Annotated in this window: 21 protein-coding genes; 6 read left to right on the top strand and 15 right to left on the bottom strand. The window is 64.3% G+C overall.

Going from position 1 to position 26,577, the window contains the following annotated elements:
- Window positions 1-16: 16 nt before the first annotated feature.
- The 12 genes from ACPS74_RS11080 to dnaN form a co-directional block, all read right to left on the bottom strand.
- Window positions 17-613 carry a DsbE family thiol:disulfide interchange protein gene (locus ACPS74_RS11080; protein ID WP_029649105.1) on the bottom strand — a complete coding sequence of 199 codons (597 nt, stop codon included), beginning with the start codon at window positions 611-613 and terminating at the stop codon, window positions 17-19.
- Window positions 610-768 carry a heme exporter protein CcmD gene (gene ccmD / locus ACPS74_RS11075; RefSeq protein WP_029649106.1) on the bottom strand — a complete coding sequence of 53 codons (159 nt, stop codon included), beginning with the start codon at window positions 766-768 and terminating at the stop codon, window positions 610-612. The genes ACPS74_RS11080 and ccmD overlap by 4 nt, the downstream gene beginning before the upstream one ends.
- Complete coding sequence (locus ACPS74_RS11070; RefSeq protein WP_029649107.1) at window positions 765-1,529, bottom strand: heme ABC transporter permease; 765 nt, start codon at window positions 1,527-1,529, stop codon at window positions 765-767. The genes ccmD and ACPS74_RS11070 overlap by 4 nt, the downstream gene beginning before the upstream one ends.
- Window positions 1,530-1,578: 49 nt before the next feature.
- Window positions 1,579-2,943, bottom strand: a complete 1,365-nt coding sequence (locus ACPS74_RS11065) for a S41 family peptidase (protein WP_029649108.1) — start codon at window positions 2,941-2,943, stop codon at window positions 1,579-1,581.
- Entirely contained in the window at window positions 2,940-4,292 is a 1,353-nt protein-coding gene (locus ACPS74_RS11060; RefSeq protein ID WP_239753657.1) for a murein hydrolase activator EnvC family protein, read from the bottom strand. Before ACPS74_RS11060 ends, ACPS74_RS11065 begins: the two co-directional genes overlap by 4 nt.
- Complete coding sequence (gene glgX, locus ACPS74_RS11055; protein WP_029649110.1) at window positions 4,267-8,487, bottom strand: glycogen debranching protein GlgX; 4,221 nt, start codon at window positions 8,485-8,487, stop codon at window positions 4,267-4,269. Before glgX ends, ACPS74_RS11060 begins: the two co-directional genes overlap by 26 nt.
- A 166-nt stretch (window positions 8,488-8,653) precedes the next feature.
- Window positions 8,654-10,111 carry a glycogen synthase GlgA gene (glgA, locus tag ACPS74_RS11050; RefSeq protein WP_029649111.1) on the bottom strand — a complete coding sequence of 486 codons (1,458 nt, stop codon included), beginning with the start codon at window positions 10,109-10,111 and terminating at the stop codon, window positions 8,654-8,656.
- On the bottom strand, window positions 10,108-11,370 hold the full coding sequence (gene glgC, locus ACPS74_RS11045) for a glucose-1-phosphate adenylyltransferase (protein WP_029649112.1): 1,263 nt from the start codon (window positions 11,368-11,370) through the stop codon (window positions 10,108-10,110). Before glgC ends, glgA begins: the two co-directional genes overlap by 4 nt.
- Window positions 11,371-11,598: 228 nt before the next feature.
- Window positions 11,599-13,806 (bottom strand): 1,4-alpha-glucan branching protein GlgB, encoded by a 2,208-nt coding sequence (glgB, locus tag ACPS74_RS11040; RefSeq protein ID WP_029649114.1) that lies wholly within the window; start codon window positions 13,804-13,806, stop codon window positions 11,599-11,601.
- A 113-nt stretch (window positions 13,807-13,919) separates the two neighbouring features.
- Window positions 13,920-16,373 (bottom strand): glycogen/starch/alpha-glucan phosphorylase, encoded by a 2,454-nt coding sequence (locus ACPS74_RS11035; protein WP_277995944.1) that lies wholly within the window; start codon window positions 16,371-16,373, stop codon window positions 13,920-13,922.
- 124 nt (window positions 16,374-16,497) lie between these two features.
- Window positions 16,498-17,349, bottom strand: a complete 852-nt coding sequence (locus ACPS74_RS11030) for an OmpA family protein (RefSeq protein WP_029649116.1) — start codon at window positions 17,347-17,349, stop codon at window positions 16,498-16,500.
- 57 nt (window positions 17,350-17,406) lie between these two features.
- On the bottom strand, window positions 17,407-18,525 hold the full coding sequence (dnaN, locus tag ACPS74_RS11025; RefSeq protein WP_029649117.1) for a DNA polymerase III subunit beta: 1,119 nt from the start codon (window positions 18,523-18,525) through the stop codon (window positions 17,407-17,409).
- Between dnaN and ACPS74_RS11020 the strand changes: the two genes are divergently transcribed.
- Together ACPS74_RS11020 and ACPS74_RS11015 are read left to right on the top strand one after the other, a co-directional pair.
- Window positions 18,512-19,537: a hypothetical protein gene (locus ACPS74_RS11020; RefSeq protein ID WP_157055211.1), complete on the top strand. Its 1,026-nt coding sequence runs from the start codon at window positions 18,512-18,514 to the stop codon at window positions 19,535-19,537. The two genes, dnaN and ACPS74_RS11020, sit on opposite strands and share 14 nt — an antisense overlap.
- 119 nt (window positions 19,538-19,656) lie before the next feature.
- Window positions 19,657-21,903: a transglycosylase domain-containing protein gene (locus ACPS74_RS11015; protein ID WP_029649119.1), complete on the top strand. Its 2,247-nt coding sequence runs from the start codon at window positions 19,657-19,659 to the stop codon at window positions 21,901-21,903.
- 34 nt (window positions 21,904-21,937) lie between these two features.
- Here ACPS74_RS11015 and ACPS74_RS11010 read toward each other — a convergent pair whose 3' ends face one another.
- The 3 genes from ACPS74_RS11010 to ACPS74_RS11000 form a co-directional block, all read right to left on the bottom strand.
- Window positions 21,938-22,771, bottom strand: a complete 834-nt coding sequence (locus ACPS74_RS11010; RefSeq protein ID WP_029649120.1) for an FTR1 family iron permease — start codon at window positions 22,769-22,771, stop codon at window positions 21,938-21,940.
- Window positions 22,772-22,773: 2 nt separating this feature from the next.
- The gene (locus ACPS74_RS11005) at window positions 22,774-23,076 is read right to left on the bottom strand and encodes a cupredoxin domain-containing protein (protein WP_239753660.1); all 303 of its coding nucleotides are present in this window, start codon (window positions 23,074-23,076) and stop codon (window positions 22,774-22,776) included.
- 162 nt (window positions 23,077-23,238) lie between these two features.
- Window positions 23,239-23,580 (bottom strand): hypothetical protein, encoded by a 342-nt coding sequence (locus ACPS74_RS11000; protein WP_029649122.1) that lies wholly within the window; start codon window positions 23,578-23,580, stop codon window positions 23,239-23,241.
- 172 nt (window positions 23,581-23,752) lie between these two features.
- Between ACPS74_RS11000 and ACPS74_RS10995 the strand changes: the two genes are divergently transcribed.
- The 4 genes from ACPS74_RS10995 to ACPS74_RS10980 all read left to right on the top strand — a co-directional run bounded on the left by ACPS74_RS10995 (window position 23,753) and on the right by ACPS74_RS10980 (window position 26,492).
- Window positions 23,753-24,976 carry a DUF2235 domain-containing protein gene (locus tag ACPS74_RS10995; RefSeq protein WP_157055212.1) on the top strand — a complete coding sequence of 408 codons (1,224 nt, stop codon included), beginning with the start codon at window positions 23,753-23,755 and terminating at the stop codon, window positions 24,974-24,976.
- 198 nt (window positions 24,977-25,174) lie between these two features.
- A complete protein-coding gene (gene secE, locus ACPS74_RS10990) occupies window positions 25,175-25,366 on the top strand; it encodes a preprotein translocase subunit SecE (RefSeq protein WP_018406587.1) in 192 nt (63 codons plus the stop codon).
- A 24-nt stretch (window positions 25,367-25,390) separates the two neighbouring features.
- Window positions 25,391-25,921 carry a transcription termination/antitermination protein NusG gene (gene nusG / locus ACPS74_RS10985; RefSeq protein ID WP_029649124.1) on the top strand — a complete coding sequence of 177 codons (531 nt, stop codon included), beginning with the start codon at window positions 25,391-25,393 and terminating at the stop codon, window positions 25,919-25,921.
- 181 nt (window positions 25,922-26,102) lie between these two features.
- Window positions 26,103-26,492, top strand: a complete 390-nt coding sequence (locus ACPS74_RS10980) for a hypothetical protein (RefSeq protein ID WP_244471405.1) — start codon at window positions 26,103-26,105, stop codon at window positions 26,490-26,492.
- The last annotated feature ends 85 nt before the right edge of the window (window positions 26,493-26,577 follow it).

Here is a 26,577-nt window from a genome sequence, read left to right as displayed (position 1 = left end):
CGGGCGCCCGACGCGTTCAGCGCGTCGTGGCCGCCCCGCCCGCCATCGCCTTTTCGATCTCGGGAATGAGCGTCGTCGCAATGGCGGAAGGCGTCAGCGGTCCGACGAATTTATAGGCGATCGTTCCGTCGCCCTTGATCACGAAGGTCTCGGGCACGCCGTAGACGCCAAAGTCGATCGCCGTGCGGCCGGCAGGGTCGACGCCGACGCGCGCGAAAGGATTGCCGCCCTCCTCAAGGAAACCTAAGGCCTTGGTCGTTTCATCCTTGTAGGAGAGCCCGTAAAGCTCGACGCCTTTGGCCTTGAGCGCTTGATCGCCAGCGATCGCCATGAGCGCCGAATGCTCCTGTCGGCAGGGTCCGCACCAGCTCGCGAAGACATTGACAAGACTCACGTGACCCTTGCGCAAATCTTCGGTCGAGAGACCGGGAACGCCAGCCAGTCCTTCAAGCGCCGGCAGATCGAAATCGGGCGCCGGCTTGCCGATCAGCGCCGAGGGAATGCGCGAAGCGTCGCCGGAGAAGAGCCGCACAAGGAAGACGAGGGCCAGCAACGCGAAGAGCGCCAGCGGCAGAAAGCGCAGCGCCGAGCGCGGCGCGACGGCGTCGCTCACGCGCCTTCTCCTTCATCGCGCGCCCCAGCCGCGCCAAAGCGCGCCAGCGCCGCGCGCAGGCGGCGATAATCGAGGACGATGCGCAAGGTCACGACGCCGAGCGTCGCGGCCGTCACGCCATAGGCGGCGGCGATATAGAACCCGTGGCCGCTCATTCCGCCGCCTCCATGCTTTCGTCTCCGGCGACTTCGCCGGCGCGGACGGCCTGCATCGACAAGCGCGCGAGGCGCCGGCGCAAGATTTCATTGCGGACCGCCATGATATGCAGCGTCGAGAACAACAGCGTCGCGGCGAGCGCCATGACGATCAGTGGCCAAAGCATCGATCCGGAGATCGCCGGTCCGTCGATGCGAAACACCGAGGCCGGTTGGTGCAAGGTGTTCCACCAGTCGACCGAATATTTGATGATCGGAATGTCGATGGCGCCGACGAGCGTCATGATGGCGGCGATGCGCGCGCCCCGCGGCGTGTCGTCCATCGTCTGCCTGACGGCGATGAGACCGAGATAGAGAAGAAACAGAACCAGCATCGAGGTGAGGCGCGCGTCCCACACCCAGAACGTCCCCCACATCGGCTTGCCCCACAGCGAGCCCGTCACGAGGCAGATGAAGGTGAAAGCGGCGCCGAGGCTCGCGGCGGTTTTCTGCGCCGCGTCGGCGAGGGGATGACGCCACACTAGAACGCCGAGCGACGCCGAGGTCATCACGATATAGGCGAAGATCGCCAGCCAGGCGGACGGAACATGGATGTACATGATCCGCACGGTTTCGCCCTGCTGATAATCGGGCGGCGCCGTGAAGGCGCCGTAGAGCCCGATCGCGAGCAGCAGCGCCGTGGCGCTTGAGAGCCACGGCAACGCGCGTTCTGCGAAACGCAGAAAGCGCGTTGGATTAGCGTAAGTGGACAGAAAGCTCATCGACCGCCGGAAACTCCCGCCGACCGTCTAAGCCCCACGGCCATCACCGTCAATTGGCGGCCTTTGACGGCGGCTTGGTCGTGTCCTTGGCGACTTCCTTGGACTGTTCGGCGAGGATCTGCGCCCTCGGCTTGCCGTGCAGAAGCTCGACCGCGGCCGTGAGCTGCTTGTCCTTCGCTTCATCCGGCGGGACATAGGCCTGCGAGCCGGTCTTTTCCTCGTCGCCCGTCTTGAGATGGCCCTTCAGCGACGCTTCGCCCTTGGTGTCGTCCTTGCCCTTGAGCTCGTCCGGCACGTCCTGCAGGATGATCATGTCGGGATCAATGCCCTTGGCCTGGATCGTGCGGCCGGACGGCGTGTAATAGCGCGCTGTCGTCAGCCGCAGCGCGCCGCTCGAGCCGCCGAGCGGGATAATCGTCTGCACCGAGCCCTTGCCGAACGAACGCGTCCCGATCAGCGTCGCGCGCTTGTGATCCTGCAAAGCGCCGGCGACGATCTCGGACGCCGAGGCCGAGCCGCCGTTGATCAGCACGACGACGGGCTTGCCCTTCGACAGATCGCCGGAGCCGCGGGCGTTGTAGCGCTGGGTTTCATCGGCGTTGCGGCCGCGCGTCGACACGATCTCGCCCTTGTCGATGAAGGAGTTGACGACTTGGATCGACTGGTCCAGCAGGCCGCCCGGATTGTTGCGCAGATCGAGGATGTAGCCCTTGAACTTATCCGCCGGGATCTCCTGCTGCGCCTTCGCCATGGCGGCGCGCAGGCCTTCCGCGGTCTCTTCATTGAACTGGGAAATGCGGACATAGGCGATGTCGTCGCCCTGTTTACGCGAGCGCACGGATTTGATGTGGATCTCGGCGCGAACCAGTTTGACCTCGACCTTGTCCTTGTTCTTGCCGCGGAACAGCGTCAGCTTGACAGGCGTGTTGATCGCGCCGCGCATTTTGTCGACGGCCTGATTGAGGGTCATGCCCTGCACGGTCTCGTCGTCGATGGCGCCGATGAGATCGCCGGACATGATCCCGGCGCGAGACGCCGGCGTGTCGTCGATCGGCGTGACGACCTTCACGAGCCCGTCTTCCTGCGTGACCTCGATGCCGAGGCCGCCGAACTTGCCCTCGGTCTGCGTCCGCATGTCCTTGAAGGCCTTGGCGTCAAGGTAGCTCGAATGCGGATCGAGCGAGGTCAGCATGCCGTTGATGGCGTTTTCGACGAGCTTCTGCTCATCGGGCTTTTCGACATAGTCGGCGCGCACCTTGTCGAACACGTCGCCAAACAGGCTGAGGTTCTTATAGGTGTCGGCGGAAGCGGCTTGAGCCGGAGCGCCGATGACGGCGCGCGCCTGCTGGCCAAGCGTGGCGCATCCCGCTCCAATTGCTATTCCTGTGGCGATAAGGGCTGTTTTGCGAATCATCCGCCGACCTTCCGACTGTCTGACTTTGCCCACCATGGGCCCGAGTCGATTGACGCTCCGTCCTTGCGGAACTCAACATAAAGAATGGGTTGTTTCGCGCCGATTGCGATGGTCGCCGCGGTTTGCGCGGCTCCGTCTCCCATGCTGGCTATCGGCTCACCTGCGAGAACGAACTGTCCCACGTTCACATTGGTGCGACTCATGCCGGCCAGGACCACATAATAACCGCCGCCGGCGTTAATGATCAAGAGTTGTCCATAACTTCGGTAAGGCCCTGAAAAAGCGATCCATCCGTCGCAGGGGGCGATAACCACCCCATTCTCGCGCGCCGCGATCGACAGGCCCTTCTCCTTGCCGCCAAAACCGTCGGGCGCGCCGAAACGCCGCACCACCGATCCCGCCGCCGGGGCCGGCAGGCGGCCTTTAAGATCAATGAAAGCGACGGCGGGCGCAAGTCGCGCCGGATCTTTGAACGGCGCAGACAACGCTTTCAGCCGCTCTCGCTCTGAAAGCATCGCTTGAGCTTTGGCGCGCTCGTCGTCGGCCTTGCGCGCCGCCTCCGCCGCGCGCCGCGCCGCCGCGCTGTCCGCCTCCATGCGCGAGATCAGGTCCTTGAGGCTTGTGGCGCGCTGCGCCAGCGTGCGCGCGCGCTCCGTCTCCGCCTGCAGGGCGCTTTGCGCGGTGGAAAGCGCCTCCTGACGTTCCCCGATCATCGGCGCGAGCCTTTCGCGCTGAGCGGTGAGACTCGCCTGCTGCTCCGCGAGGCGTTCGCGCTCACGCCGAACGCCATCGCGCACCTGCTCGAGTTCCGAAAGATCGTGCTGCAGCTGGCGCGCTTCAGCGCGCATTTGCGGCAACAGGGCGCCGAGCGCGAGCGATGCCCGGACGGCCTCGAGAATCTCGTTCGGGCGCGCGATCAGCGCCGGCGGCGGCTTACGGCCCATCCGCTGAAGGACGGTTAGGATCTCCATGATCAATCCGCGGCGGCTCTCGAGCGAAGAGACGATCTTGCGCTCATTCTCGGTGAGGGCCGAAAGCCGCTCTTCGATTTCAGCCGCGCGCCCTTCCGTCTCCTGCAGCCGCAGCGTCGATTCGATGAGCGCGCCATTCAGTCGTTCGCGCGCGGCGGCGTGATCGACAAGCTGCTCTTCAAGTCGACGCGCGCGCTCCTGTGCGGCGCCCATCGTGTCTTCGACGCCGCGCAATTCTTGTTGCTTCGACGAGATGTCCTTGGCGTCCGGACCTTGTTGTTCGGCATGCGCGGAAAATGCGACAGAAATCGCAAAGAGCGCCGCAGAGATGAGCCCGCGCTCCGTGGCTTCGTTACCCGCCATGCTCGAAACGCTCATGTCCGTCCGCGGCATCAATTTCGCCCGGAGGCCGATATGCGCCGGGAATCGCGTCCACATTGCGGCAAAGCCCGGCGAGGATCGCGCCGGCGCGGCGCGAATCAAAGAGCGCGTCGACCGATTCTGGCAGTCTGCGGCGCCAGTTCAAGCGTTCGCGATCGGTGCCGGGCAAGTTGATCGCCTGCGTTTCGCCCGCAAGGTCATCGAGTTGCGCCATGGCGAGTAAGGACGGCGTGCGCGCGATGAACGCATGAAGCGCCCGAGCCAAGGCGTCGTCGAAGTCGCTTAATGCGTGATGCGCGCCGTCGATCAGCGCCTGTGCGCAAAGCGCGTCGAGAAGCGCGTCCTTTTCCGCGCGGCGCGCGGCGCGGGCGGCTTCGGCCGTGTCGGGCGCGATCAGCCCCAGGGCTTCCTTCTCGGCGATGTCCGCCGCCGCCCACCAGCCTTCGAGCGTCGGCAAGTCATGCGTTGAAACGCAGGCCATGGCTTTCTTCGGATAGTGCGTCGGCGACGCGAAGCCCTCGCCCGAACGTTCGAACCATAGAACCCGGTAGCTCAGCACGTCGGCGTGTTCGATCCGCTCGCGGAAGCCCCATGGCGCCGTGCCGAGATCTTCGCCGACGACGACGCATTGCGCGCGTTGGCTTTCCAGCGCGAGCTGACCCATCAAGGTCTCGAACGGATAGCTGAGATAGGCGCCGGCGGCGGGCTTTTCGCCGCCCGGTACGACGAAAAGCCGCGCGAGGCCCATGACGTGGTCGATGCGCAGCGCGCCCGCATGGCGCATGTTGGCGCGCAGCAGCTCCGCGAAATCGGCGCCGCCGTTTTTTTCCATTTCGATCGGATTTGGCGGCGGCAAGCCCCAATTCTGGCCCTCCCGACTGAAGGCGTCGGGCGGCGCGCCGATCGAGAAGCCGTCGACGAAACTTCCCGCGCGGCTCCAGCTCTCGGCACCGTCGGGCGCCGCGCCGATGGCGAGGTCGCGGCAAAAGCCGAGCGACAGGCCGGCCGCGCGCGCGTCCTGCACAGCACGCGCAAATTGCGCGTCGGCGAGCCATTGCAGAAATTGGTGAAATTGGACGCGCGTCGTATGTTCGCTGGCGAAAGAAAATAACGCCGCGGCGCTCGCCTCGCGAAGCGCCTGCGGCCAATTCCGCCAGCTTTGGCCGTTGCGCGCCTCGCTGATCGCCTCAAAGACGCAGAAGCGCGCGAGCGCCGCGCCGCCCTCGGCGACAAAGCGCGCGAATGAGGCGACCGGCGCGGCGTCAGGCTGGCGGCGCGAGAGATCAAGGAAGATTGCGAAGGCGCGTTCGAGCGCCGCCATCTTCAGCGCATGCACACCCGAATAGTCGACATCGGCGGCGGCGCTGAGAGCGGCCGCGGTCCTCTCGTCGAAATCGATCGGCGCGCCGAGCATGCGCCCCAATCCGGAGACATCAATATAGAGCGAATCGAGGAACCGCCGGTCGGACGGATAATACGGACTGACGCGCGTGCGATCTTGCGCAAACAAGGCGTGCAACGGATTGATCGCGATGAGCGCAGCGCCCGCCTTGGCGCCGGCGCGCGCGAGTTCGCTAAGCGTCGAGAAGTCGCCAATTCCCTGATCGCCCTCGCGGCGCACGGAATAAAGCTGCGCGGAAAGACCAAATTCGCGGCGCGCGTCGTGAGGCAAAAAGCAGCCCGGCGGCGCGACAGTGAGCGCACAGTCTTCGCCGCTCTCGAGCGCTATTCGATGACGACCAGCGGGAAGCGGCGGCAGACGCGCCTCGACGCCGTCGCACCGCCGTCCATCCAATCCGCGCCATGTGACCGGCGCCGCGTTTTCCGCACGCAGGGCGATGCGCGAACAGCTTCCGTCTTTGTGCGTGACGACGATCCAGCCTGGCGTGCGTCCGTTGCATGCGGCGAGCCGAAGCGTGAAAGGCTCGCCCTCCCTAGCCGACAAACTTGCTGGAAGGGCCCGTCTGTCGCGAAAGTCGGAAAGCCGCGCCAGACTCTCGCGCGCGTCGCTGAGGGTGCCGGCCGGAAAGCCGAGTTGCGCCAGCAGCGCGCAGATCGTCTCGCGCGGGACGTCGTGCAGCGCGCCTTCGACGTCGCGCCATTGTCGTTCAACGCCGGTCGCCTCGGCGAGACGGGAGAGGATGTCTTCCGATGCGGGGGCAGACGACCAGCGCGATATCCGACTTTCCTCGACGAGAAGCGCAACCGAGCGCGGCGCGACAGAGATGCCTCCTTCGACGTCTTCATCCGCGTCGTCCTTCGCCGAATTAAACGCCAATTTCCAGCCGTGATTGTCGCGCGCGGACGGCGGGCGCACGATGATCTCGTCTGGACCACGATGCAGAATGATGAGAACACGATCGCCTTCGGCATAGAGCGCCGCGACAAGCGTTTGCGCCTCGTTGTCACGCCAGTCCTCTTCGCGCAGCATCGCGCCGTCAGGACGCAACCATTCGACGTCGGGGATGAGCGAAGCGTCATGCGGCGCGCCCTCGAGAAATCGATCTTCGCGCAAGGCTGCATGTCGCTTGCGCAGCGCGATGAGCTTCGCCGTCGTCTCGATCAGGTCTTCGTCGGCGCGCGCCCAATCAATCCATGAGAGGGCATTGTCCTGCGCATAGGCGTTGTTGTTGCCGGACTGCGTTTTCCCAAGTTCTGAACCCATCGCAAGCATCGGCGTCCCGCGAGAGAACAGCAACGTCGCGAGCAGATTGCGCGCATCCCGCGCGCGCGCCGCATGGATCGCGGCGTCTTCGCTCTCGCCTTCGACGCCATTGTTCCAAGAAAGATTGTGGTTTGCGCCGTCGCGGTTCTCTTCGCCATTCGCTTCATTGTGCTTATGCGCGTAGGAAACGAGATCCCGCAACGTGAAGCCGTCATGCGCCGTGATGAAATTGACGCTGCGTGACGGGCGCCTGCGCGCAAACACATCCTGCGAACCGGAAAAGCGCGTCGCGAGCGCGGCGACGCCGCAGGGTTCCCCGCGCCAGAAGCCGCGTGCGCTGTCGCGATAGCGATCGTTCCATTCGGCGAAAGGCTCGGGAAAGTCGCCGAGCCGATAGCCGCCTTGGCCCATGTCCCAGGGTTCGGCGATGAGCTTTAAATCTCGCAGCACGGGGTCTTGCAGGAGCGCCGACAGCAATGGCGCGTCGCGATCAAACCCCGAGCGGCGACGCGCGAGCGTCGTCGCCAGATCAAAGCGAAAGCCGTCGACGCCGCCATAGACCGCCCAGGCGCGCAGCGCGTCCATGATGAGCCGCACGACAGGCGCGCGCGCGCAGTCGAGAATATTGCCGCAGCCGGAGTCGTTCACATAGCGCGCGCGGTCGTCGGCGAGCCGGTAATAGCTGGCGTTGTCCAATCCTCGAAACGAGATGGTCGGCCCGAATTCGTCGCTTTCGCCGGTATGGTTGAAGACGACGTCGACAATGACTTCGAGCCCGGCGTCGTGGAGCCTGGCGACGGCTTCGCGAACTTCACGCCAACCGCCCGGCGCGAGGCGCGGGTCGGGCGCCATCATGGCGATGGGATTGTAGCCCCAGTAATTGGAAAGGCCGAGTGGCGGCAAATGACGCTCGTCGATCCACGCCGCGCAAGGCAAAAGCTCCAGCGTCGTAACGCCGAGCCGCGTCAGATGCGCGATCGCAGCGTCATGCGCGAGACCGGCGAAGGTCCCGCGCAGATGTTGCGGAATGTCGGGATGGGTGGCGGTGAAGCCCTTGACGTGAAGCTCGTAGATGATCGTATCGCGCCAGGGATGCTTTGGCCGCAGCGACTCCGCAGGGACTGGCTTCGTGACAATGGCTTTCGGCACATGCAGGGCGCTGTCGGCGCGCGCCGTCTCGCCATAGGCGAAGAGCGACGGATGAAGGGAGAAGGCGCGATCGAGCGCCAGCGCATAAGGATCGACGAGCAGTTTCGCCGGACTGAAGCGATGGCCCGCCTCCGGCGCATCAGGTCCGTAAGCGCGAAAGCCATAGCGCTGGCCTTCTTTGAGGCCCTCGATATGGCCATGAAAAACGTCGCCGCTGCGCGCGGGCAATTTTATACGGGCGATCTCCTCGTCGGCGTCATCGAAGAGACAAAGCTCGATCGCCTCGGCATGAGCGGAAAACACCGCGACATTCGCGCCGCTCGCGTCCGGCGTGACGCCGAGCGGTTCTGGCGCGCCATCGATGAGGCGACCGATCATGTGACTCGGTTCCTGCCCGGTTCGTCATGCCCGCGCTTGTCGCGGGCATCCACGCGGTTCGATTGGGCGATCTCACTAGAGGCATTTCGCAAACTTGCGTCATTGCGCGGGATTAAGGCGTGGATGGCCGGCACAAGGCCGGCCATGACGGGGAATTTGTGAGGCGTCACCCGACCTTCGCGGCGACCGCGTCCTCAAAAAGCTTCGCGTAGCGGCGCGCCGGATTGCGCCAGGAGACGTCCGTCCTCATGCCATTGATCTGAATCTTGCGCCACGTCTCGGCGTCCTCGAAAAGGCCTTCGGCTTCGCGCAGCGCGAGGGCGAGCGCCTCGGCCGTCGTCGGCGAAAATTGCAGGCCGGTCGCGACGTCGGCCTGCAGGGCCATCTCATTGGCGTCGACGATCGTATCTTTCAGTCCGCCGACACGCGAAACGATCGGCACGGCGCCGTAGCGCAGCGCATAAAGCTGCGTCAGTCCGCATGGCTCGAAGCGCGACGGCACGAGGAAGGCGTCGGCGCCCGCCTGGATCATATGCGCAAGCTCTTCGCTATAGCCGATATGAACGCCCACATGGCCCGGATGCGCCGCCTCTGCAGCGACAAATCCTTCTTCAAGCGTCTTGTCGCCAGCGCCGAGCAGCGCGAGTTGCGCGCGTCCGCGCATCAGCTGCGGCAAGACGTCGAGCAGCAGGTCGAGCCCCTTCTGCCAGGACAGCCGGCTGACGACGCCGAGGAGAAAGGCGTCGGGATCGACGCGCAGTCGCAGACGTTTCTGCAAAGCCGCCTTGTTCCTCGCGCGCGACGGCAGGCTCCAATGATCGTAGCGCGTTCCAAGATGCGCGTCGGTCGCCGGATCCCACGTCTCTTCATCGACGCCGTTCAATATGCCGCTCACGCGATCCGCGCGGGCGCGCAACAGGCCCTCGAGGCCCATGCCGAACTCCGGCGTCTCGATCTCGCGCGCATAGCTTGGCGACACCGTGGTGATGCGGTCGGCGAGCTGCAGGCCAGCCTTCAAGAAGCCGATCGCGCCATAATATTCGACGCCGTCGATATCGAACGCGCGCGGCGGCAGTCGCAAAGGCTCGAGCAGCTCCTTGGAAAACTGCCCCTGGAACGCGATGTTGTGGATGCTGACGATCGTCGCCGGCCGCGGCCGCTCTGCATAATGCATATAGGCCGGCGCGAGCGCCGCCTGCCAGTCATGCGCATGCACGACGTCGGGCGTAAATCCATCGAGCGCGCCGAGCCCGATCTGCGCGCCGGCCCAGGCGAGCGCGGCGAAGCGGAAGGCGTTGTCGGGATAATCGGCGCCATCCGGTCCCGTATAGAGTCCGCCTTCGCGCGCATAAAGATGCGGCGCGATCAGCGTATAGATCGCGGCTCCGTTATGGCGCGCCGCGTGAATCCAGGCCTGGCCGCCAAAGAGATCATCGAACTCAAGAACCGTTTCGCCCCCGCGCAACGTGGCGAGTACTTCGGGATAGCCCGGAATGAGCGTGCGCAGCTCGACGTTTTCAGCGGCGAGCGCATGCGGCAGCGCGCCGACGACATCGGCGAGTCCGCCGGTCTTCACCAAAGGCGCCATCTCCGAAGCGATGGCGAGCGCGCGCAGCGCACTCATGCGCCGAGCCTGTCGATCATCGGCTGGGTGATGAGACAGACGCCGCCCTCGGTGCGGCGGAAACGCGCGGCGTCGAACGCCGGGTCCTCCCCGACGACGAGGCCCTGCGGAATCTGCACGCCGCGGTCGACGACGACATTGGTGAGCCGCGCCGAGCGGCCGACGTCGACATAGGGCAGGACCACGGCGTTCTCGACGGTCGCGTAGGAATTCACGCGCACGCCGGTAAAGAGCAGCGTTCGGCGCAGCGTCGAACCGGAAACGATACAGCCGCCTGAGACGAGCGAGGACAGCGCCTGTCCGCGCCGTCCGACCTGATCGTGCACGAATTTCGCTGGCGGGGTGATTTCGGCATATGTCCAGATCGGCCAGTTGCGATCGTAAAGATCGAGCTGCGGCGTGAAGTCGGTGAGATCGATATTGGCCGCCCAATAGGCGTCGACCGTGCCGACGTCGCGCCAATAGGCGTTGGGCTCGCTCGCCGCGCGCACGCAGGAGCGCTCGAAATGATGCGCGACGGCTTTGCCATGCGAGACGATGTAGGGGATCAAATCCTTGCCGAAATCATGCGTCGAGAGCGTCTCAGCGGCGTCGCGGCGCAATTGTTCGTAGAGAAACTTCGCCTCGAAAACATAGATGCCCATGCTGACGAGGGCCCGGTCCGGATGTCCCGGCATCGCCGGCGGATCGCGCGGCTTTTCGATGAAGGAGATGATGCGGTCGTTGTCGTCGACATGCATGACGCCGAAACTGGACGCCTCTGCGCGCAGCACCTCAAAACAGCCGATCGTCACATCGGCGCCGGAGTCCACATGCTGCTGCAGCATGGGCTCGTAATCCATCTTGTAGACGTGATCGCCCGCGAGCAGCACGATATATTTGGGATCATAGCTCTCGACGATGTCGAGGTTCTGATAGACGGCGTCCGCCGTGCCGAGATACCAGTGGTCTTCAGACACGCGCTGACTCGCCGGCAGAATGTCGAAGCTCTCGTTTCGTTCGGTGCGAAAGAAGCTCCAGCCGCGCTGCAAATGGCGGATGAGGCTATGCGCCTTGTACTGCGTCGCGACGCAGATGCGCCTGATGCCGGAATTCAGCGCATTGGAGAGCGCGAAGTCGATGATGCGCGACTTGCCGCCGAAATAAACCGCGGGCTTCGCGCGCCTGTCGGTCAATTCCATCAGCCGCGCGCCGCGGCCGCCGGCGAGCACATAGGCCATGGCGTGGCGCGCGAGGGGCGGATTTTCAAAGGCGGACATCGCCAGTTCCCATCAGATCGGTGACGCGGTGATCGCGCGAATGGGGCGCCTTCGCCCTCATGCTGAGGAGCCTGCGCAGCAGGCGTCTCGAAGCGCGAGGGCGAGGAACGTCGCTCCTAAGGGTTGCCTCGTCCTTCGAGACGGCCATTTCGGGCCTCTTCAGGATGAGGAAACCCCTGCCCCGATCTCTTGAAGCGGACATCTTCATCGCCCTGCTCGATTCGATCTTCATTCTAATTCATCGCTTTCGAATGCGAAGAAGAGAGTCGAAAGCGGCGGCAGAAGAATATCGGCGCTCGCGGGAAAGTCGCGGAACGCCTCGGCGCGCGCGTGAATGGCGCCGAGATTGCCAAGTCCCGAGCCGCCATAGATCGCCGCGTCGGAATTGACGAGTTCGCGCCAGCGTCCCGCCCGCGGCAAGCCGAGCCTATAGGCGCTGCGCGTCACCGGCGTGAAATTCGATACGACGACGATCGCACGGGAACGATCCGCGCCAAAACGCGCGAAGGCGAATACTGAACTCTCCGCGTCGTCCGCGACGATCCACTGGAAGCCTTCCGCCTCGCAGTCGCGCGCATAGAGCGCCTCGTGATCGCGATAGAGGCGGTTGAGATCGCGAATGAACGCCTGAAGTCCGCGATGCGGCGGAAAATCGAGCAACCACCAATCGAGGCTGCCCGCGAAATTCCACTCGCCTGTCTGACCAAACTCCTGTCCCATGAACAAGAGCTTCTTGCCGGGATGGCCCCACATGAATCCGTAATAGGCGCGCGCTGTTGCGAAACGGCGCCATTCGTCGCCGGGAATTTTGCCGACGACCGCGCCCTTGCCGTGCACGACCTCGTCATGAGAGATCGGCAACACGAAGTTTTCGGTGAAGGCGTAGAGCAGGCCGAAGGTCAGCTCGCTATGGCGCCATTTGCGATGGACGGGCTCGGATGAGAGATAGCGCAGCGTATCGTTCATCCACCCCATGTTCCATTTGAAGCCGAAGCCGAGTCCACCCGCATATGTCGGCCGCGTCACGCCGCCCCAGGCGGTGGATTCTTCGGCGATCGTCACGACGCCAGGATAAAGCGCGTAGACGCGTTCATTGAACCTTTGAAGAAAGGCGACGGCGTCGCGATTGTCGTTGGAGCCGTCGGGATTGGGCGACCATTCGCCCGGCTTTCGCGAATAATCGAGATAGAGCATGGAGGCGACGGCGTCGACGCGCAGCCCGTCGATGTGGAAGCGGTCGAGCCAATAGAGCGCGCTGGCGGTGAGAAAATTCGCCACCTCGCGACGCCCATAATCATAGATCGCGGTATTCCAGTCGGGATGAAAACCGCGCTTGGGATCAGAATGCTCATAGAGCGGCCCCCCGTCGAATTGCGCGAGGCCATGTTCGTCGGTGGGAAAATGCGCCGGAACCCAGTCGAGAATGACGCTCAAGCCGGCCTGATGCGCGCGATCGACGAAACGGCGAAAGCCATAGGAGTCGCCGTGCCGCCGCGTCGGCGCAAAGAGCCCGATCGGCTGATAGCCCCAGGAGGCGTCGAGCGGATGCTCGTTGATCGGCATCAGCTCGATATGGGTGAAGCCGAGATCGGCGACATAGGGCACGAGCTGATCGGCGAGTTCGTCATAGGTCAGAAAGCGCCCATCCTCGCCGCGCCGCCACGACGGCAGATGCACTTCATAGACCGACATGGGCGAACGTCGCGGGTCAACTTCAGCGCGCGCGCGCATGTGAATCTCGTCGCCCCAGTGATAGGGCGCGTTCGAGGCGACGACGGACGCCGTCGAGGGGCGCAGCTCCGCCTCGAAGCCGAGCGGGTCGGCTTTGAGCGGCAAGAGCTCGCCATGCCGCCCGATGATTTCGTATTTGTAATTCGCGCCCGCCCCAACGCCGGGAACGAAGATCTCCCAGACGCCGCTGTCGATCCGCTTGCGCATCTGCGCGCGGCGCCCGTCCCACTGGTTGAAGTCGCCGACGACGGAGACGCGCTTGGCGTTCGGCGCCCAGACGGCGAAATGCGTTCCCTCGACGCTCTCATGCGTCAGCACATGCGCGCCGAGCTTGTCATAGAGCTTCTGATGGGCGCCCTCGACGAGAAGATGGTCGTCTGTGGGACCGAGCACCGGGGAAAAGGCGTAAGGGTCGGCGAATTCCCATCGCGCCGCGTCGTTCGAGGCGACAAGGCGATACGGCGCACGCGCCTTCAGCGGCGTCAGTCCTTCGAAGAAGCCATCGGCGTGAACGCGACCCAGCGGCGCAATCATGGCGCCGTCCGGCGCAACCGCCTCCACGCGCGTCGCGCCTGGAACGAACGCGCGGATCGCATAGCCCGCGGGCGTTTCATGCAGGCCGAGCGCGGCGAAGGGATCGCCATGACGCGCGCCGAGGATGGCGTCGATGTCGTCCGCGGAAGCGCGCCAGTCGGCTTTTGTCACTCTCACGTCCTTAAAGCAGCATCGTCATTGCGAGGAGCGAAGCGACGAAGCAATCCAGATATGATCGAGCGACGCTGGATTGCTTCACTTCGCTCGCAATGACGCAGTCTTACTCACAGGGCGACATTCCAAATCTCTTGCGCATATTCGCGGATCGTGCGGTCGGAGGAAAACCACGCCACCCGCGCCGTGTTGAGAATGCTCGACCGCCGCCATGCTTTCTGGTCCCGCCAGCGGGCGTCGACGCGGCGCTGCGCCTCCCAATAGGCGTCGAAGTCCTTCGCGACCAGAAAGTGATCGTAATAGGTCAGCGTATCGACAAGCTGCGCGTAGCGATGCGGATCGTCGGGCGAAAAAACGCCGGCGGCGATGGCCCGCAGCGCCTCGGCGAGACGGGGACTCGCGGCGATCGTCTCGCGCGCGTCGATGCCCTTCGCGCGGCTTTGCTCCACCTCCTGCGCCGTGAGGCCGAAGATGAAAATATTATCGTCGCCGACGCGCTCCCTGATTTCGACATTGGCGCCGTCCAGCGTGCCGATGGTGAGCGCGCCATTGAGCGCGAATTTCATATTGCCGGTGCCCGACGCCTCCATGCCGGCGGTCGAAATCTGCTCGGAAAGATCGGCCGCCGGAATGATCGTCTCGGCGAGGCTCACATTGTAGTTCGGCAGGAACACGATCTTCAAAAGCTCGCGCGTCGCCGGATCGGCGTTCACGACCTTCGCCACATCGTTCGCGAGCTTGATGATGAGCTTCGCCTGATGATAGCTCGCCGCCGCCTTGCCGGCGAAGATCTTCACCCGCGGCGCAAATTCGCGGGCGGGCTGCGCGATGATGTCCTGATAGAGCGCGACGGCTTCAAGCACGTTCAAAAGCTGGCGCTTATATTCGTGAATGCGCTTGATCTGCGCGTCGAAGAGCGCGGCAGGATCGACTCTGACGCCGACGCGCTCGAAGACCGTGGTTGCGAGACGCGCCTTGTTTTCGCGCTTGGCCGCCGCAAACCGGCTCTGGAACTCGACGTCGTCGGCGAATTTCTCGAGCTCGATCAGTCGTTCCGGCTCATCGAAGACGCCGGCGCCGATCGTGTCGGCGAGCAATCGCGACAGCGGCGGATTGGCCTCGAGCAGCCAGCGGCGGAAGGTGACGCCGTTGGTCTTGTTGACGATGCGATCGGGATAGAGCCGATGGAAATCCTTGAACACCGTCTCCTTGACCAGCGCGCTATGCAGCGCCGAGACGCCATTCACCTTGTGCGAACCCAGAAACGCCAGATGGCCCATGCGCACGTGCCGTCCGTTACGTTCGTCGATGAGCGACACCGAGGAGAGCGTCGCGGGGTCGCTCTCGCCCTTCGCACGCAACGCATCGAGGTGCATGGCGTTGATGAGATAGATAATCTGCATGTGGCGCGGCAGCAGCCGCTCCATCAGCTGCACCGGCCAGGTTTCCAGCGCTTCCGGCAAGAGCGTGTGATTGGTGTAGGAGAAGGTCGCCTGGGTGATGCGCCAGGCCTCCTTCCATTCAACGCCGTGAACGTCGACGAGAAGGCGCATCAGTTCGGCGACGCCGATCGCCGGATGCGTGTCGTTGAGCTGGATCGCCACCTTGTCGGCGAGCTTGTGGATATCGCCGGTCTGCCTCAGGTGACGGCGGATCAAATCCTGCAGCGAGGCCGAGGCGAAGAAATATTCCTGCCGCAGCCGCAGCTCCTGTCCCGCGGGCGTCGAGTCGCTTGGATAAAGAACTTTGGAGATCGCTTCGGCGCGCGCCTGCTCCGATTGCGCGCCGACGTGATCGCCCTGATTGAAGGCGTCGAGGCGCAGCGCGTCAGGCGCCCGCGCCGACCACAGGCGCAGCGTGTTGACGTGCTTGCCGCGCCACCCGACGACGGGCGTGTCATAGGCGACCGCGACGATGGTTTCGCCCGGCCGCCACACATGCGCCAACATGCCGTCGGCGAGGCGCGAGCTTTCGACATGGCCGAAAAAGCCGACGTCATAGGTGATTTCCGGCCGCGGGAACTGCCAGGAATTGCCAAAGGACAGCCAGTCTTCGGGATATTCATGCTGCCAGCCGTCCTTGAGCGTCTGGCGAAACAGGCCGTGGTCGTAGCGAATGCCATATCCCATGGCGGCGATTTCGAGAGTCGCCATGCTGTCCATGAAACAGGCGGCGAGGCGGCCGAGCCCGCCATTGCCGAGCGCCGCATCCGGCTCCAGGACGCGCAGCATATCGAGATCGACGCCAAGTTCGGCGAGCGCGTCGCGCATCGCCTGCGTCAGGCCGAGATTGGTCAGCGTGTCGATGAGCAGACGGCCGATCAGAAATTCAAGCGAGAGATAATAAACGCGACGCCGGTCTTCCTGATAATTGCGCTTCGTCGACGCGAGCCAAGAAGGAACGAGCCGATCGCGGGTCGCAAGCGCGGTCGCAACGAACCAGTCGCGCGGGCTGGCGTCGGCGTTGTCCTTGCCGACCGTATAAGTGAGACGCCGCTGCACGTCGTCGCGCAGCGCGGCGACGACGGCTTTATGGGCGGCCTTGGGCGGATCAAAAGCGTTCAAGGCGATCCTTTCGCGACGGACGGGGCTCCCGGCAGACAGTCTTAGAGGCCGCTGTTTTAAGTAGAATTGGAATTTGGCGCCACCGGGCCGCGCCGGCGCCTGAAGTTGCGGCGCCGAGCGCTGCTCATCGAACCTCAAAGGTGAGGGCGCGGTTTTCCGCCTGATCCGCTTCGCCGGGGGATGCGACGAGGCGGCGCCCGCCGACGCCCTGACCCTCGATATAGCCCGTCGCCGCCTCCGCCCGCCTCTGCGCCAGCGCGTCATTGGACGCTTTTGCGCGCGAACCGCGAACATGGCCCCTGACCGCGATCGTCGCGTTTTCCGGGCACCGGCGAATGACCGCCGCCGCCTTGTCGAGCGCGCGCGTTGCCGACGGCGTGAGTTGCGCGCTGCCTTTGCGAAAGACCAGCACGCCGGGCGTCGAAGAGGCTTCAAGCGCCGTCTGGCAGTCGACGAGCGTCATGCCGCCGGATACGGCCGCGGCTGACGCGCTCGGCCCTTGCGCGTGGACAGGCGATATGGTCGCGCCGGCGGTGGGTGTTTCGTCGGCAGGCGGCGACGTCGCGGGCGGCATGTCGGCGCCCGCGCTTTTTGTCGACGCGGCAAAGCGGCGACCCTCTTCGCCGTCGGACTGGCCGATCACGACCGCTCCAACCCAAAGGAGCGAGGCGGCGACCAGCCCTACGGCCCAGCCCTCATGCGCCCAAATCGACCGATGCCGCGCCAAGGCGCCGAGGGCGGCGCCGATAATCAAGACGGCATAGGCCGCGAGCGCGCCCTCGACCAAAGGCGCGGCGGCGTCGAGCGCGCCGAGCCGGACGAGAAGGAGGCCGACGCCGAAAGCGAGCGCGGTCCACACCAGCCAGCGGGCGACGATGCCGTTTTCAGGCGCGCGCCGGGTCAATGCCCCGGCGGCGGCGCCGATGGCGAAACAGGCGAGAAGCCACGGCCAGAGGCGAGGGAATTCAACAAGCACGCGCCGACCCTAACGGGCCGGAGGCGTCTCTCCAAGACCTAAAGGCGTCGGCGAGACTTAAACGCGCATTGGCATCAAGACGTAGAGCGCAGTGGCCCCGTCACGGTCCTGCACCAGCGTCGGCGAGCCGGGGTCGGCGAGCTTGAAGAGCGCCGTGTCGCTGTCGAGCTGCTGGGTGATGTCCAGGAGGTAGCGGGCGTTGAAGCCGATATCGAGCGGCGGCCCGTCATAGTCGGCTTCGAGTTCTTCGACCGCCGAGCCCTGGTCTGGATTGGTGACGGACAGCACGAGCTTGCTGTCGGAGAGCGAGAGTTTGACGGCGCGGCCGCGCTCGGAGGAGATCGTCGAAACGCGATCGACCGCCTTGGCGAAGACGTCGCGCTCGACAGTGAGCCGCTTGTCGTTGCCGGCGGGAATGACGCGCCCGTAATCGGGGAACGTGCCGTCGATCAGTTTCGTCGTCAGCAGCGCGTCGCCGAAGGTGAAGCGCATCTTGTTGATCGAAAGCTCGACTGAAACTTCGCCTTGCGCGTCCTCGATCAGGCGCATCACTTCCGTGACGGCCTTGCGCGGCAGGATGACGCCCGGCATGCCGGCGCTGCCTTCGGGCGCGGGAAGCTCCAGCCGCGCCAGACGATGGCCGTCGGTCGCGACGGCCCGGAGCATCGGCCGGCCCTCAACATCAAGCGTATGGAGATAGATGCCGTTGAGGTAGTAGCGCGTCTCTTCGGAAGAAATCGCGAACTGGGTCTTTTCGATGAGCCGCTTGAGATCCGCCGGCGCGAGCGCGAACTTATGGCTGAAGTCGCCGGAGGTCACGTCGGGAAAGTCGCTCTCGGGAAGACTCGAGAGGTTGAAGCGCGAACGCCCCGAACGCAGCGTCAGCTGTCCGGCGTCTCCGGTGGCTTCCAGAGAGACCTGCGCGCCTTCCGGCAGTTTGCGGACGATGTCGTAGAGCGTATGCGCCGGCAGCGTCGTCGCGCCAGGTTGGGAGACCTCCGCCGCGGTCTTCTCGGTAATCTCAAGATCGAGATCGGTAGCCTTGAGCGTCAGCGCGCCGTCCTTGGCGGACAGCAGCACATTCGCCAGGATCGGAATGGTCGTGCGTCGCTCCACCACGCGGTGAACATGGCCGAGCGCCCGCAACAGCGCCGCTCTCTCGATGGTGACCTTCATCGCCGGAAAATCCGCATATGATTGCGGCGCGGCAGGCCGCCGCGCCGGGGGCGAAGACTTTGGCGCGGCAGGACGCGAAGCGCAAGGGCGGGCCGATATTCTAAATCAGCGATTGTGCATAAGTGTCCCCACCCTTGCTGCGGTAGGAGATGGAAGATTTGAAGGGATGAAAACGATGAATATTTTTCAAGTTCTTTTGGCATGCGTGTTTTGGGCGGATCTCGCTTGCGCGGAGATAATTAAGATAGAAAGCTCTTCCGTGCCGGCCGCCCACGGGATGTATGTGAAAAGCCAAAGCGAGATCTGGCTTGCCGATACCTATAATAAACGGAACGCGGGAAGCCAGGTCTACGATTTGAGCGGGAACGTCGTGAAGCGCGCAGCCCGCGGCGATAGCATCGCGGGTATCGCCAAGCACCCTCGCCAAGAAATCTATTCCTTCTGCGACGTCATGGGCTCGCAGGTGTATTGGCTAGATTCAAATGGCGATAAGGTTCGCGTTCTGGCCATTCCGAATCCGTGGAACGCAAGGTGGACCTCCTCGGGCGACACGATGTTCGTCGTGACTTATGGGGGTTCCGTTCTGCGCGTCTCGGAAGAAGGCAAAAGCGATGTAATCATTCATGGGCTAGACACGCCTTTCGATATCGCCCCCGTAGGGGAAACTACACTTTGGGTCAGTGAACAAGGCAAGTCCGGCAAGGGACGCGTCTGCTTATATGATAAAACAACTTCCGCCGGAGCTTACGAAAGGATCATTTGTAATCAAGGGATTGAGCTGGACAACCCTGAAGGGCTCTGGCCTTTAAGCGATGGATCTGTCGCGGCCGTCGATACCGACAGGGGAACTCTCTTAAAAATAAATAGGAATGGCTCCGCGATCGTCCTGGCGAACGATCTTGGCCTTCCGATTCTTGTCCAGCTTATGGAGGAAGGTCGGTGGGTGGTCTTCACCAATCGGTCGAAGGTTGGCCCCGCCTTAATCTTTGGACGATCAAAAGAGCTGCTTTAGAAAACGCTTGTGAGTTGACCGAAACCTGGTCTAGCCGCCCCTTAACCGGCCCTTAAACGGCCTTCGTTACGCTGCAACAGGCATTTTCAGGCCTTGTGGCGGCGACAGGCGAGTATCCGATGGCGCGCAGCGATAAGCGTCGCGAACCGCGGTTCGACGACGACGATGACGGCGAATTGCGCGCCGAGCGCCGTCCGCCGCCCCGCCCGCGCGCCCGCAAAACGCCGCGCCGCTCGCGCTCGCTCTTTGGCGCGCTCATCTACTGGAGCTTCACGCTGGCGCTCTGGGGAGCCATCGCCGGGGGCGGCCTCGCCGTCTATTACGGCGCGCGACTGCCGCCGATCGATCAGCTGGCGGTGCCCAAACGCCCGCCCAATATCGCCATCCTCGACGTGAACGGCGAACTCCTCGCCAACCGCGGCGACACCGGCGGCGCGGCGATCCGGCTCGCGGACCTCCCGCCCTATGTCCCAAAGGCCTTCATCGCGATCGAGGATCGCCGCTTCTACTCGCATTGGGGCGTCGATCCGATCGGCATCGGCCGCGCCATTGTCCGCAACGTCACGGGACGCGGCGGCATGCAGGGCGGCTCGACGCTGACGCAGCAGCTCGCCAAAAACCTGTTCCTGACCCAGGAGCGCACCATCTCGCGCAAGATCCAGGAGGCGATCCTCGCGCTCTGGCTCGAGCATAAATATTCCAAGGACCAGATTCTCGAACTCTATCTCAACCGCGTCTATTTCGGCTCCGGCGCCTATGGCGTCGAAGCCGCGGCCGAGCGCTACTTCGGCCATGGCGCGAAAACCATCACCCTCTCCGAAGCCGCCGTCCTCGCCGGGCTGATGAAGGCGCCGAGCAAGCTTGCGCCGGATCGCAATCCGGAGGGAGCGGCCGAGCGCGCGGCGCAGGTGATCGCGGCGATGGCGCAGGAAGGCCATATCAGCGAGTCGACGGCGACGACGGCGCTGTCGCATTCCGCACGCGCCCGGAGCGACATCGGCGCGGGGTCGATCAATTACGCCGCCGACTATGTCATGGACATGCTCGACGACACGATCGGCGCGATCGACCAGGACATCGTCGTCACGACGACGATCGACGCGCGCATGGAGATGGCGGCGGAAGGCGCGCTCAAGCAGGAGCTCGACGAGAAAGGCGCGAAATTCGGCGTCGCCCAGGGCGCGATCGTCGCCCTCGATCCCACTGGCGCGATCCGGGCGCTCGTCGGCGGGCGCGACTATTCGGCCAGCCAGTTCAACCGCGCGGTCTCGGCCAAACGCCAACCCGGCTCCGCCTTCAAACCCTTTGTCTATCTGACGGGGCTCGAACAGGGGCTTACCCCTGAGTCGGTGCGCGAGGATGGTCCGCTCGACGTCAAAGGCTGGCGGCCTGAAAACTACAGCCGTCAATATCTCGGACCCGTCACCCTCACCAAGGCGCTGTCGCTGTCGCTCAACACCGTCGCCGTGCGCGTCGGCCTCGAAGTCGGCCCCAAGGCCGTGGCGAAGACTGCGCATCGCCTCGGCATCCAGTCCGACCTGCAGGCGAACGCCTCGATCGCGCTCGGCACGTCCGAGGTGACGCCGCTCGAGCTCGTCGCCGCCTATACGCCTTTCGCCAATGGCGGGATCGGCGTCCAACCGCATGTCATTCTCAAGGTGAAGACCGCCGCCGGCAAGACGCTCTACCAGCGCAAGAACGCGTCGCTCGGACGCGTCATCGCGCCGCAATATGTGGCGATGATGAACGACATGATGCGGGAGACGCTGCTCACCGGCACCGCCCGCAAGGCCGAGCTTCCGGGATGGAACGCCGCCGGCAAAACGGGCACGAGCCAGGATTTCCGCGACGCCTGGTTCGTCGGCTACACCGGCCGGCTGGTCGCGGGCGTCTGGCTCGGCAATGACGACAACTCGCCGACGAAAAAAGCTTCCGGGGGCAATCTGCCGGTCGAAATCTGGAGCCGCTTCATGAGCGTCGCCTTGAAGGGCCAACCCGTCGCCGGCCTGCCCTCGGGCGCCTGGCGGTCGGACAACATTGCGCTTCCCGAGGAGATCGCCAAGCCGATGGATGACCTCATCGGCTTGTTCACCGGGGAGTCGAGGCCCGCGCCCCGGCCGCAATCGGCGAGAACGGCGCCTGCGCCGCGACCGCCGGCGCATATCCCCGGCGACTCGCCCGACCAGCCGCCCGTAGCGGAGGCGTCGCCCGCGCCGCGGGACGCTCCGCCCAGGTCGCCGCCGCGCGCGATCGACGATCTTCTGCCGCCGGAAGACATCCCGACGGTCGGTTCGATCGAACGGCCACGGCAGAGGCGCGGGGCGCCGGATAGAAACTTTTTCGAGGATCTCTTCGGCGGCGGCTGAGGCAGGGTCGACGCCTCGCGCGACCGGCCAAACGCTACTCCGCCGGAGCGCCCACCGAGGCCGAGGGCGGCCGCGCGGCAAAAAATTTGGTCGCCGCGACGATGACGACGAGCGTCGCGAGATACACCGCGACCTGCATGGCGGAAGGCTGGTCGGCGTAGCCGATCAGCGTGTGCAGCACCCGGCCGACGATGCTCTTATCCGACAAAATCCATGACGAGTCCCAGGCGGTGTCGGAGAGCGCCGTCACGAAGCCCGCCTGCTGCAGAAAAGCGACGCATTGCGCCGCAAGGCCGGCGGCGAGCAGCGTGATGAGCCATGTCGTTACGGCGAACAGGCGGCGCGGAGGGATCGCGACGAGCCCATAGAATGTCGCGACGCTCGTCAACGCGCCGAGCGCCAGTCCGGCCAGTCCCCCGGCGAAGACGTCCCAGCCGGATTCGCCAGAGGCGAGAATGCCATAGAGAAACAGCGCCACCTCGGCGCCCTCGCGCAAGACGGCCAGTCCGACGACGGCCGTCAGCGCGAAGAGCGTCTCGTCGCCGCGCGCCACCGCCCGCCCGACGTCGGAAAGGTTCTGCGCCAGCTCGCGCCCATGCTGCGCCATCCAGATGTTGTGCCAGACGAGCATGACGACGGCGATCGCGAGGATCGAGGCGTTAAAGAGCTCCTGCCCGCTGCCGGCGAAAGCTTGCGAGAGCCGGTCGGCGAAAGCGGCGACGACAATCGCGCCCAGCGCGCCGATTCCGACGCCGGCCGCGACGAAGCCGCGAGAGCCGGCGACGCCGCGAGTCACGGCCAGAACGATGCCAATGATGAGACCGGCTTCGATGGCCTCGCGGAAGACGATGATGAGCGCGCCGAGCATGGCTATTCCGCGATGACCTCGCCCTTGGCCGTGTTATCGTGAAACTCGCCTTCGAATTTGTAGCGGCCGGCTTTCAGCGGCCGAAGCGTGAAAGTCGCCTCGCTGTTGCCGGGGATCACTTTCTCGATCCGCAGGCTCTTGCTTTCAAACTCTTCGGGCGTGGCGTCGAGGTTCTTCACGGTCAGCGTCGCCGGCTGATTGGCTGGAACGCGAAGTTCGGCCGGTTCGAAGCGATGATCCTTGATCGTGAGCGTGAAGGCGTTCTCAGCCGCAGCGGCGCTGGAGATGCTCAAAGCCGAGGCCACGAGGACCCCCACAAAATGGTCGCGCTTCAAAAACCGCATCTCCCGAGTTCGCTGAGCGCCGACGGTCCCGCCGCGTCCATATCGAAAGTAAGAAGGCCAAAACATGAGGTCAATCAATCTAGTCTGGAGCGCTTCCAAGCTGATGTCGCAGGGGCGCGCGCCTCACCCTGGATAGCCGTGCCGCGATTTCGAGGCGCGCAGGAGCGATATCGCGCGGCCGTCCTGACCGTTGGAGCAGGCTGACGCCGCCTCGCCGATCTCGTTCGAGATCTGAGCATGGACGCTCCTATTGACGTGTCCCATCGCAAGATCATTGTCGATCACTGAGCGATAGCGGGCGACCGCGCCGGCGCAACCCGGGGCGTCCGGCGGAGGCGCTTCGACCATCCGCGCCGGCGGCGGGCCCGCTGGCCCGGGAGGAACGATCTGCGGTTGGCGCGCGGCGTTGCAGCCGGCGAGGCCAGCCGCGGCGCATGCGGCCAAGAAAAGTAGACGTGCGCGCATCCGTTTCTCCAAAGCTTGGCTGAGGTTTCGCTTCTCATAGCGGGGGGCGGGCGTCTTGGGCAAATATGTCCTCTTCGCTTGCCGGCGCCGCCAAACCGCGTCAGCATCGCAAAGCGCCCTGACGCTCTTTTGTCCGCAGTTGCTTAAGCTTCCCAAGCTGCTGGAGGAAAAGATGATTCGCAACATTATCCTGCTCGACGGCACATGGAATACGCCGCGCGATTTCACCAGCATTTGCAAGAAGTCCTGGGACGAGAAAGTCTCCGAAAAGCTCATCCCGCCGAAAGGCGCGGACGGCGTCGAGCAGAACGTCCGCTACTTTTCCGGCGTCGGCGCCGAAGGATTCAAGATCGTCGGCGGCGCCGCCGGCCTCGGCCTGCGGACCATCGTGCAGGACGCCTACAACTGGGTCGTCGACAATTATCGGGACGATCAGGAGCTGTATATCTACGGATTTTCGCGCGGCGCCTATGCCGCCCGCGCCTTGGCCGGCCTGATCGGCGACTGCGGCATCCGAAAGACGACAGACAAAAGCATCTTCGACATCGTGAAGGCCAACAAGAGCGCGAAGAAGTCGTCGCGGCTCGGCGCGCCGCCGAGCGGTCCCGACGTTCAGGCGAACAATCGCATCAAGCTGCTCGGCGTTTTCGACACCGTCGGCTCATATGGCGTGCCCGCCGGGTTCAGCGGGCTTGCGCCGCTCGGCCGCTACGTCACGCTGGCGGTGTTCGGCGGTTTTGAGGACACGCAGCTCGGTCCGCATGTCGATCACGCGCTGCACGCGATCGGCGTCGACGAGCGCCGCCGTCCGTTCACGCCGACCTTCTGGACGGTGAAGAAGGGAGAGCCGCATCCAAAGAACATCGAGCAGATCTGGTTTCCGGGCGTCCATTGCAACGTCGGCGGCGGCTATCCGGAATCCGGCCTTTCGGACATCGCATTGATCTGGATGATCGCGCGCACGCAGGCGCTCACCGGAACCTCCTTCGACGAAGCGGCGATCAGGCGCGCGCTGAAACCGAACATCGACGGAAACATCCCCGATTCCGCCGAGAAATATCCGATCGACAGGAATTTTCCGCGCAGTCGCGAAATGTTTCCGGCCGGGGCGCCCGCCAACAGTTTTTTCAGCTCCGGCGGCGATCCCGCCGAGGAACAGGTCAATGAGAAGATCCATTGGAGCGTGCTGGCCAAGCTCGGCCGCAGCTGCAACATCTATGGCGCCAATAGCCGCTACGATCCTCCAAACCTGAAAGAGGCGATGGCGCGGCTCGGCTCGAACCTCGCGGGGAGGGTGGCGTCCATCACTGAAGAGGAGGCCCGATTGCTGCCGCCCGATCTCGTCGAGCTGGCGAAGGCCAGCGCCGCCGGCCAGCCTGCCGACGCAACGCCGTGAACGGCAGGACGACCCGGCGTCGGTGGCCCGGGGCTCTCGCGTTTTTCGCTTGGCGGCGCGGCGCTAAGGGGCTATAAGCCGCTTGAATTCGTGGCGCGCGGCCGGCAGGTCCCGCGCCGCGATCGTTTTACGGCGCGAGTCATTTGTGACGTGAGTCATAGGGGTGGATCGCGCGTCCCCGCATAGCCCGGTAGCCGAATGGTCAATCCGTTTCAATTCCTGCAGGAAGTCCGCGCCGAGGCGGGCAAGGTCACTTGGCCTTCGCGGCGCGAGACGCTCATCACGACCGGCCTCGTCATCCTGATGGTGCTATTCGCAAGCCTTTTTTTCGTCGTCGTCGATTCGGCGCTGCGTTTCGGCGTCGGGTTGATGCTGGGCGTCGGTCGATAGACAATTGGAGCTAGTCGCGCCGCTATGAGCATGCGCTGGTACATCGTTCACGCCTATTCGAACTTCGAAAAGAAGGTCGCCGAGGCGATCCGCGAGGGCGCGGGGCAGCGCGGGCTCGCCGACCAATTCGAAGAGATTCTGGTCCCGACCGAACAGGTCATGGAAGTGCGACGCGGACGCAAGGTCTCCGCCGAGCGCAAATTCTTCCCCGGCTATGTGCTGGTGAAATGCGAACTCACGGATCAGGTGTTCTCGCTCATCAAGAATACGCCGAAGGTCACCGGCTTTCTTGGCGCCGACAACAAGCCGATGCCGATCAGCGAGGAAGAGGCCCTGCGCATCAAGGGCCAGGTCGCCGATGGCGTCGAGCGGCCGAAGCCCACGATCATGTTCGAGGTGGGCGAGACGGTGCGCGTCGCCGACGGGCCTTTCGCCTCTTTCAACGGCCTCGTCGAGGAAATCGACGAGGCGCGTTCACGCCTCAAGGTCGCCGTGTCGATCTTCGGCCGGCCGACGCCGGTGGAGCTGGAGTTCGCCCAGGTCGAGAAGGTTTAAGCCGCCTGCTGCCGGAAGAGGCGCATCCCTCCCCTTGACGGGGAGGGTGGCTTGCGCAGCAAGCCGGGCGGGGTGCAAAGCATCCCCAACCCGATCTCCTGCGGCGATCGACCTCCCCGCACGGGGCGAGGTAGAGGCTCGGATCAACTGGGTTCGTCCCGCGCTTTTGCAAAATCATGTTATGAAAGAACGCCGCCCGTGTTCAGCGGCGATCGGAGCCGCGATGAGCGACGAGCCCGAGAATTTCACGCTGGCGCTGCTGCGCAAGATCGACGCGAAGGTGGATGGCCTTCGCGAAGAGATGGCGACGAAGAGCGACCTAGCTGACGTCCGCTCGGAGCTTAGCTCTGAGATTCATTCGCTGCGCGCCGACGTGGCCTCGGACATGATGAATCTGGAAAAGCAGATCAAGGAGCAGGAGAAGCGCCTGAGTGACCAGATTTCCGGGCTGCGCCGCTCGGTGATGGAATATCATTCCTCGCAAATCGGGCACGGAGTTCTGCTGACCGAATTCGAAGAGCGCTTACGCCGCCTCGAACAACATGTAGGACTCACGCCCGAGGGGCACTGAGGTCTATTGCGGACGGAACGAGGAGGTTTTCGCACCCGTTTTTCTGAGGCGCTACGACAATTCTCGTTCAACGGAACTTAGCCCT

It is taken from the genome of Methylocystis sp. SB2, assembly GCF_049817085.1.
In the GTDB taxonomy this organism is placed as follows: domain Bacteria; phylum Pseudomonadota; class Alphaproteobacteria; order Rhizobiales; family Beijerinckiaceae; genus Methylocystis; species Methylocystis rosea.
Note: the sequence above shows the minus strand (reverse complement) of the source record. Positions and strands in the feature narration are given on the sequence as shown.

What these genes read in the sequence shown, in the direction of transcription:
- ccmD (WP_029649106.1), bottom strand. Translation starts at nt 768, where the DNA reads ATGAGCGGCCACGGGTTCTATATCGCCGCCGCCTATGGCGTGACGGCC.
- ACPS74_RS11070 (WP_029649107.1), bottom strand. Translation starts at nt 1,529, where the DNA reads ATGAGCTTTCTGTCCACTTACGCTAATCCAACGCGCTTTCTGCGTTTC.
- ACPS74_RS11065 (WP_029649108.1), bottom strand. Translation starts at nt 2,943, where the DNA reads ATGATTCGCAAAACAGCCCTTATCGCCACAGGAATAGCAATTGGAGCG.
- ACPS74_RS11060 (WP_239753657.1), bottom strand. Translation starts at nt 4,292, where the DNA reads ATGAGCGTTTCGAGCATGGCGGGTAACGAAGCCACGGAGCGCGGGCTC.
- glgX (WP_029649110.1), bottom strand. Translation starts at nt 8,487, where the DNA reads ATGATCGGTCGCCTCATCGATGGCGCGCCAGAACCGCTCGGCGTCACG.
- glgA (WP_029649111.1), bottom strand. Translation starts at nt 10,111, where the DNA reads ATGAGTGCGCTGCGCGCGCTCGCCATCGCTTCGGAGATGGCGCCTTTG.
- glgC (WP_029649112.1), bottom strand. Translation starts at nt 11,370, where the DNA reads ATGTCCGCCTTTGAAAATCCGCCCCTCGCGCGCCACGCCATGGCCTAT.
- ACPS74_RS11020 (WP_157055211.1), top strand. Translation starts at nt 18,512, where the DNA reads ATGGTGACCTTCATCGCCGGAAAATCCGCATATGATTGCGGCGCGGCA.
- dnaN (WP_029649117.1), bottom strand. Translation starts at nt 18,525, where the DNA reads ATGAAGGTCACCATCGAGAGAGCGGCGCTGTTGCGGGCGCTCGGCCAT.
- ACPS74_RS11015 (WP_029649119.1), top strand. Translation starts at nt 19,657, where the DNA reads ATGGCGCGCAGCGATAAGCGTCGCGAACCGCGGTTCGACGACGACGAT.
- ACPS74_RS11010 (WP_029649120.1), bottom strand. Translation starts at nt 22,771, where the DNA reads ATGCTCGGCGCGCTCATCATCGTCTTCCGCGAGGCCATCGAAGCCGGT.
- ACPS74_RS11000 (WP_029649122.1), bottom strand. Translation starts at nt 23,580, where the DNA reads ATGCGCGCACGTCTACTTTTCTTGGCCGCATGCGCCGCGGCTGGCCTC.
- ACPS74_RS10995 (WP_157055212.1), top strand. Translation starts at nt 23,753, where the DNA reads ATGATTCGCAACATTATCCTGCTCGACGGCACATGGAATACGCCGCGC.
- secE (WP_018406587.1), top strand. Translation starts at nt 25,175, where the DNA reads ATGGTCAATCCGTTTCAATTCCTGCAGGAAGTCCGCGCCGAGGCGGGC.
- nusG (WP_029649124.1), top strand. Translation starts at nt 25,391, where the DNA reads ATGAGCATGCGCTGGTACATCGTTCACGCCTATTCGAACTTCGAAAAG.
- ACPS74_RS10980 (WP_244471405.1), top strand. Translation starts at nt 26,103, where the DNA reads ATGAAAGAACGCCGCCCGTGTTCAGCGGCGATCGGAGCCGCGATGAGC.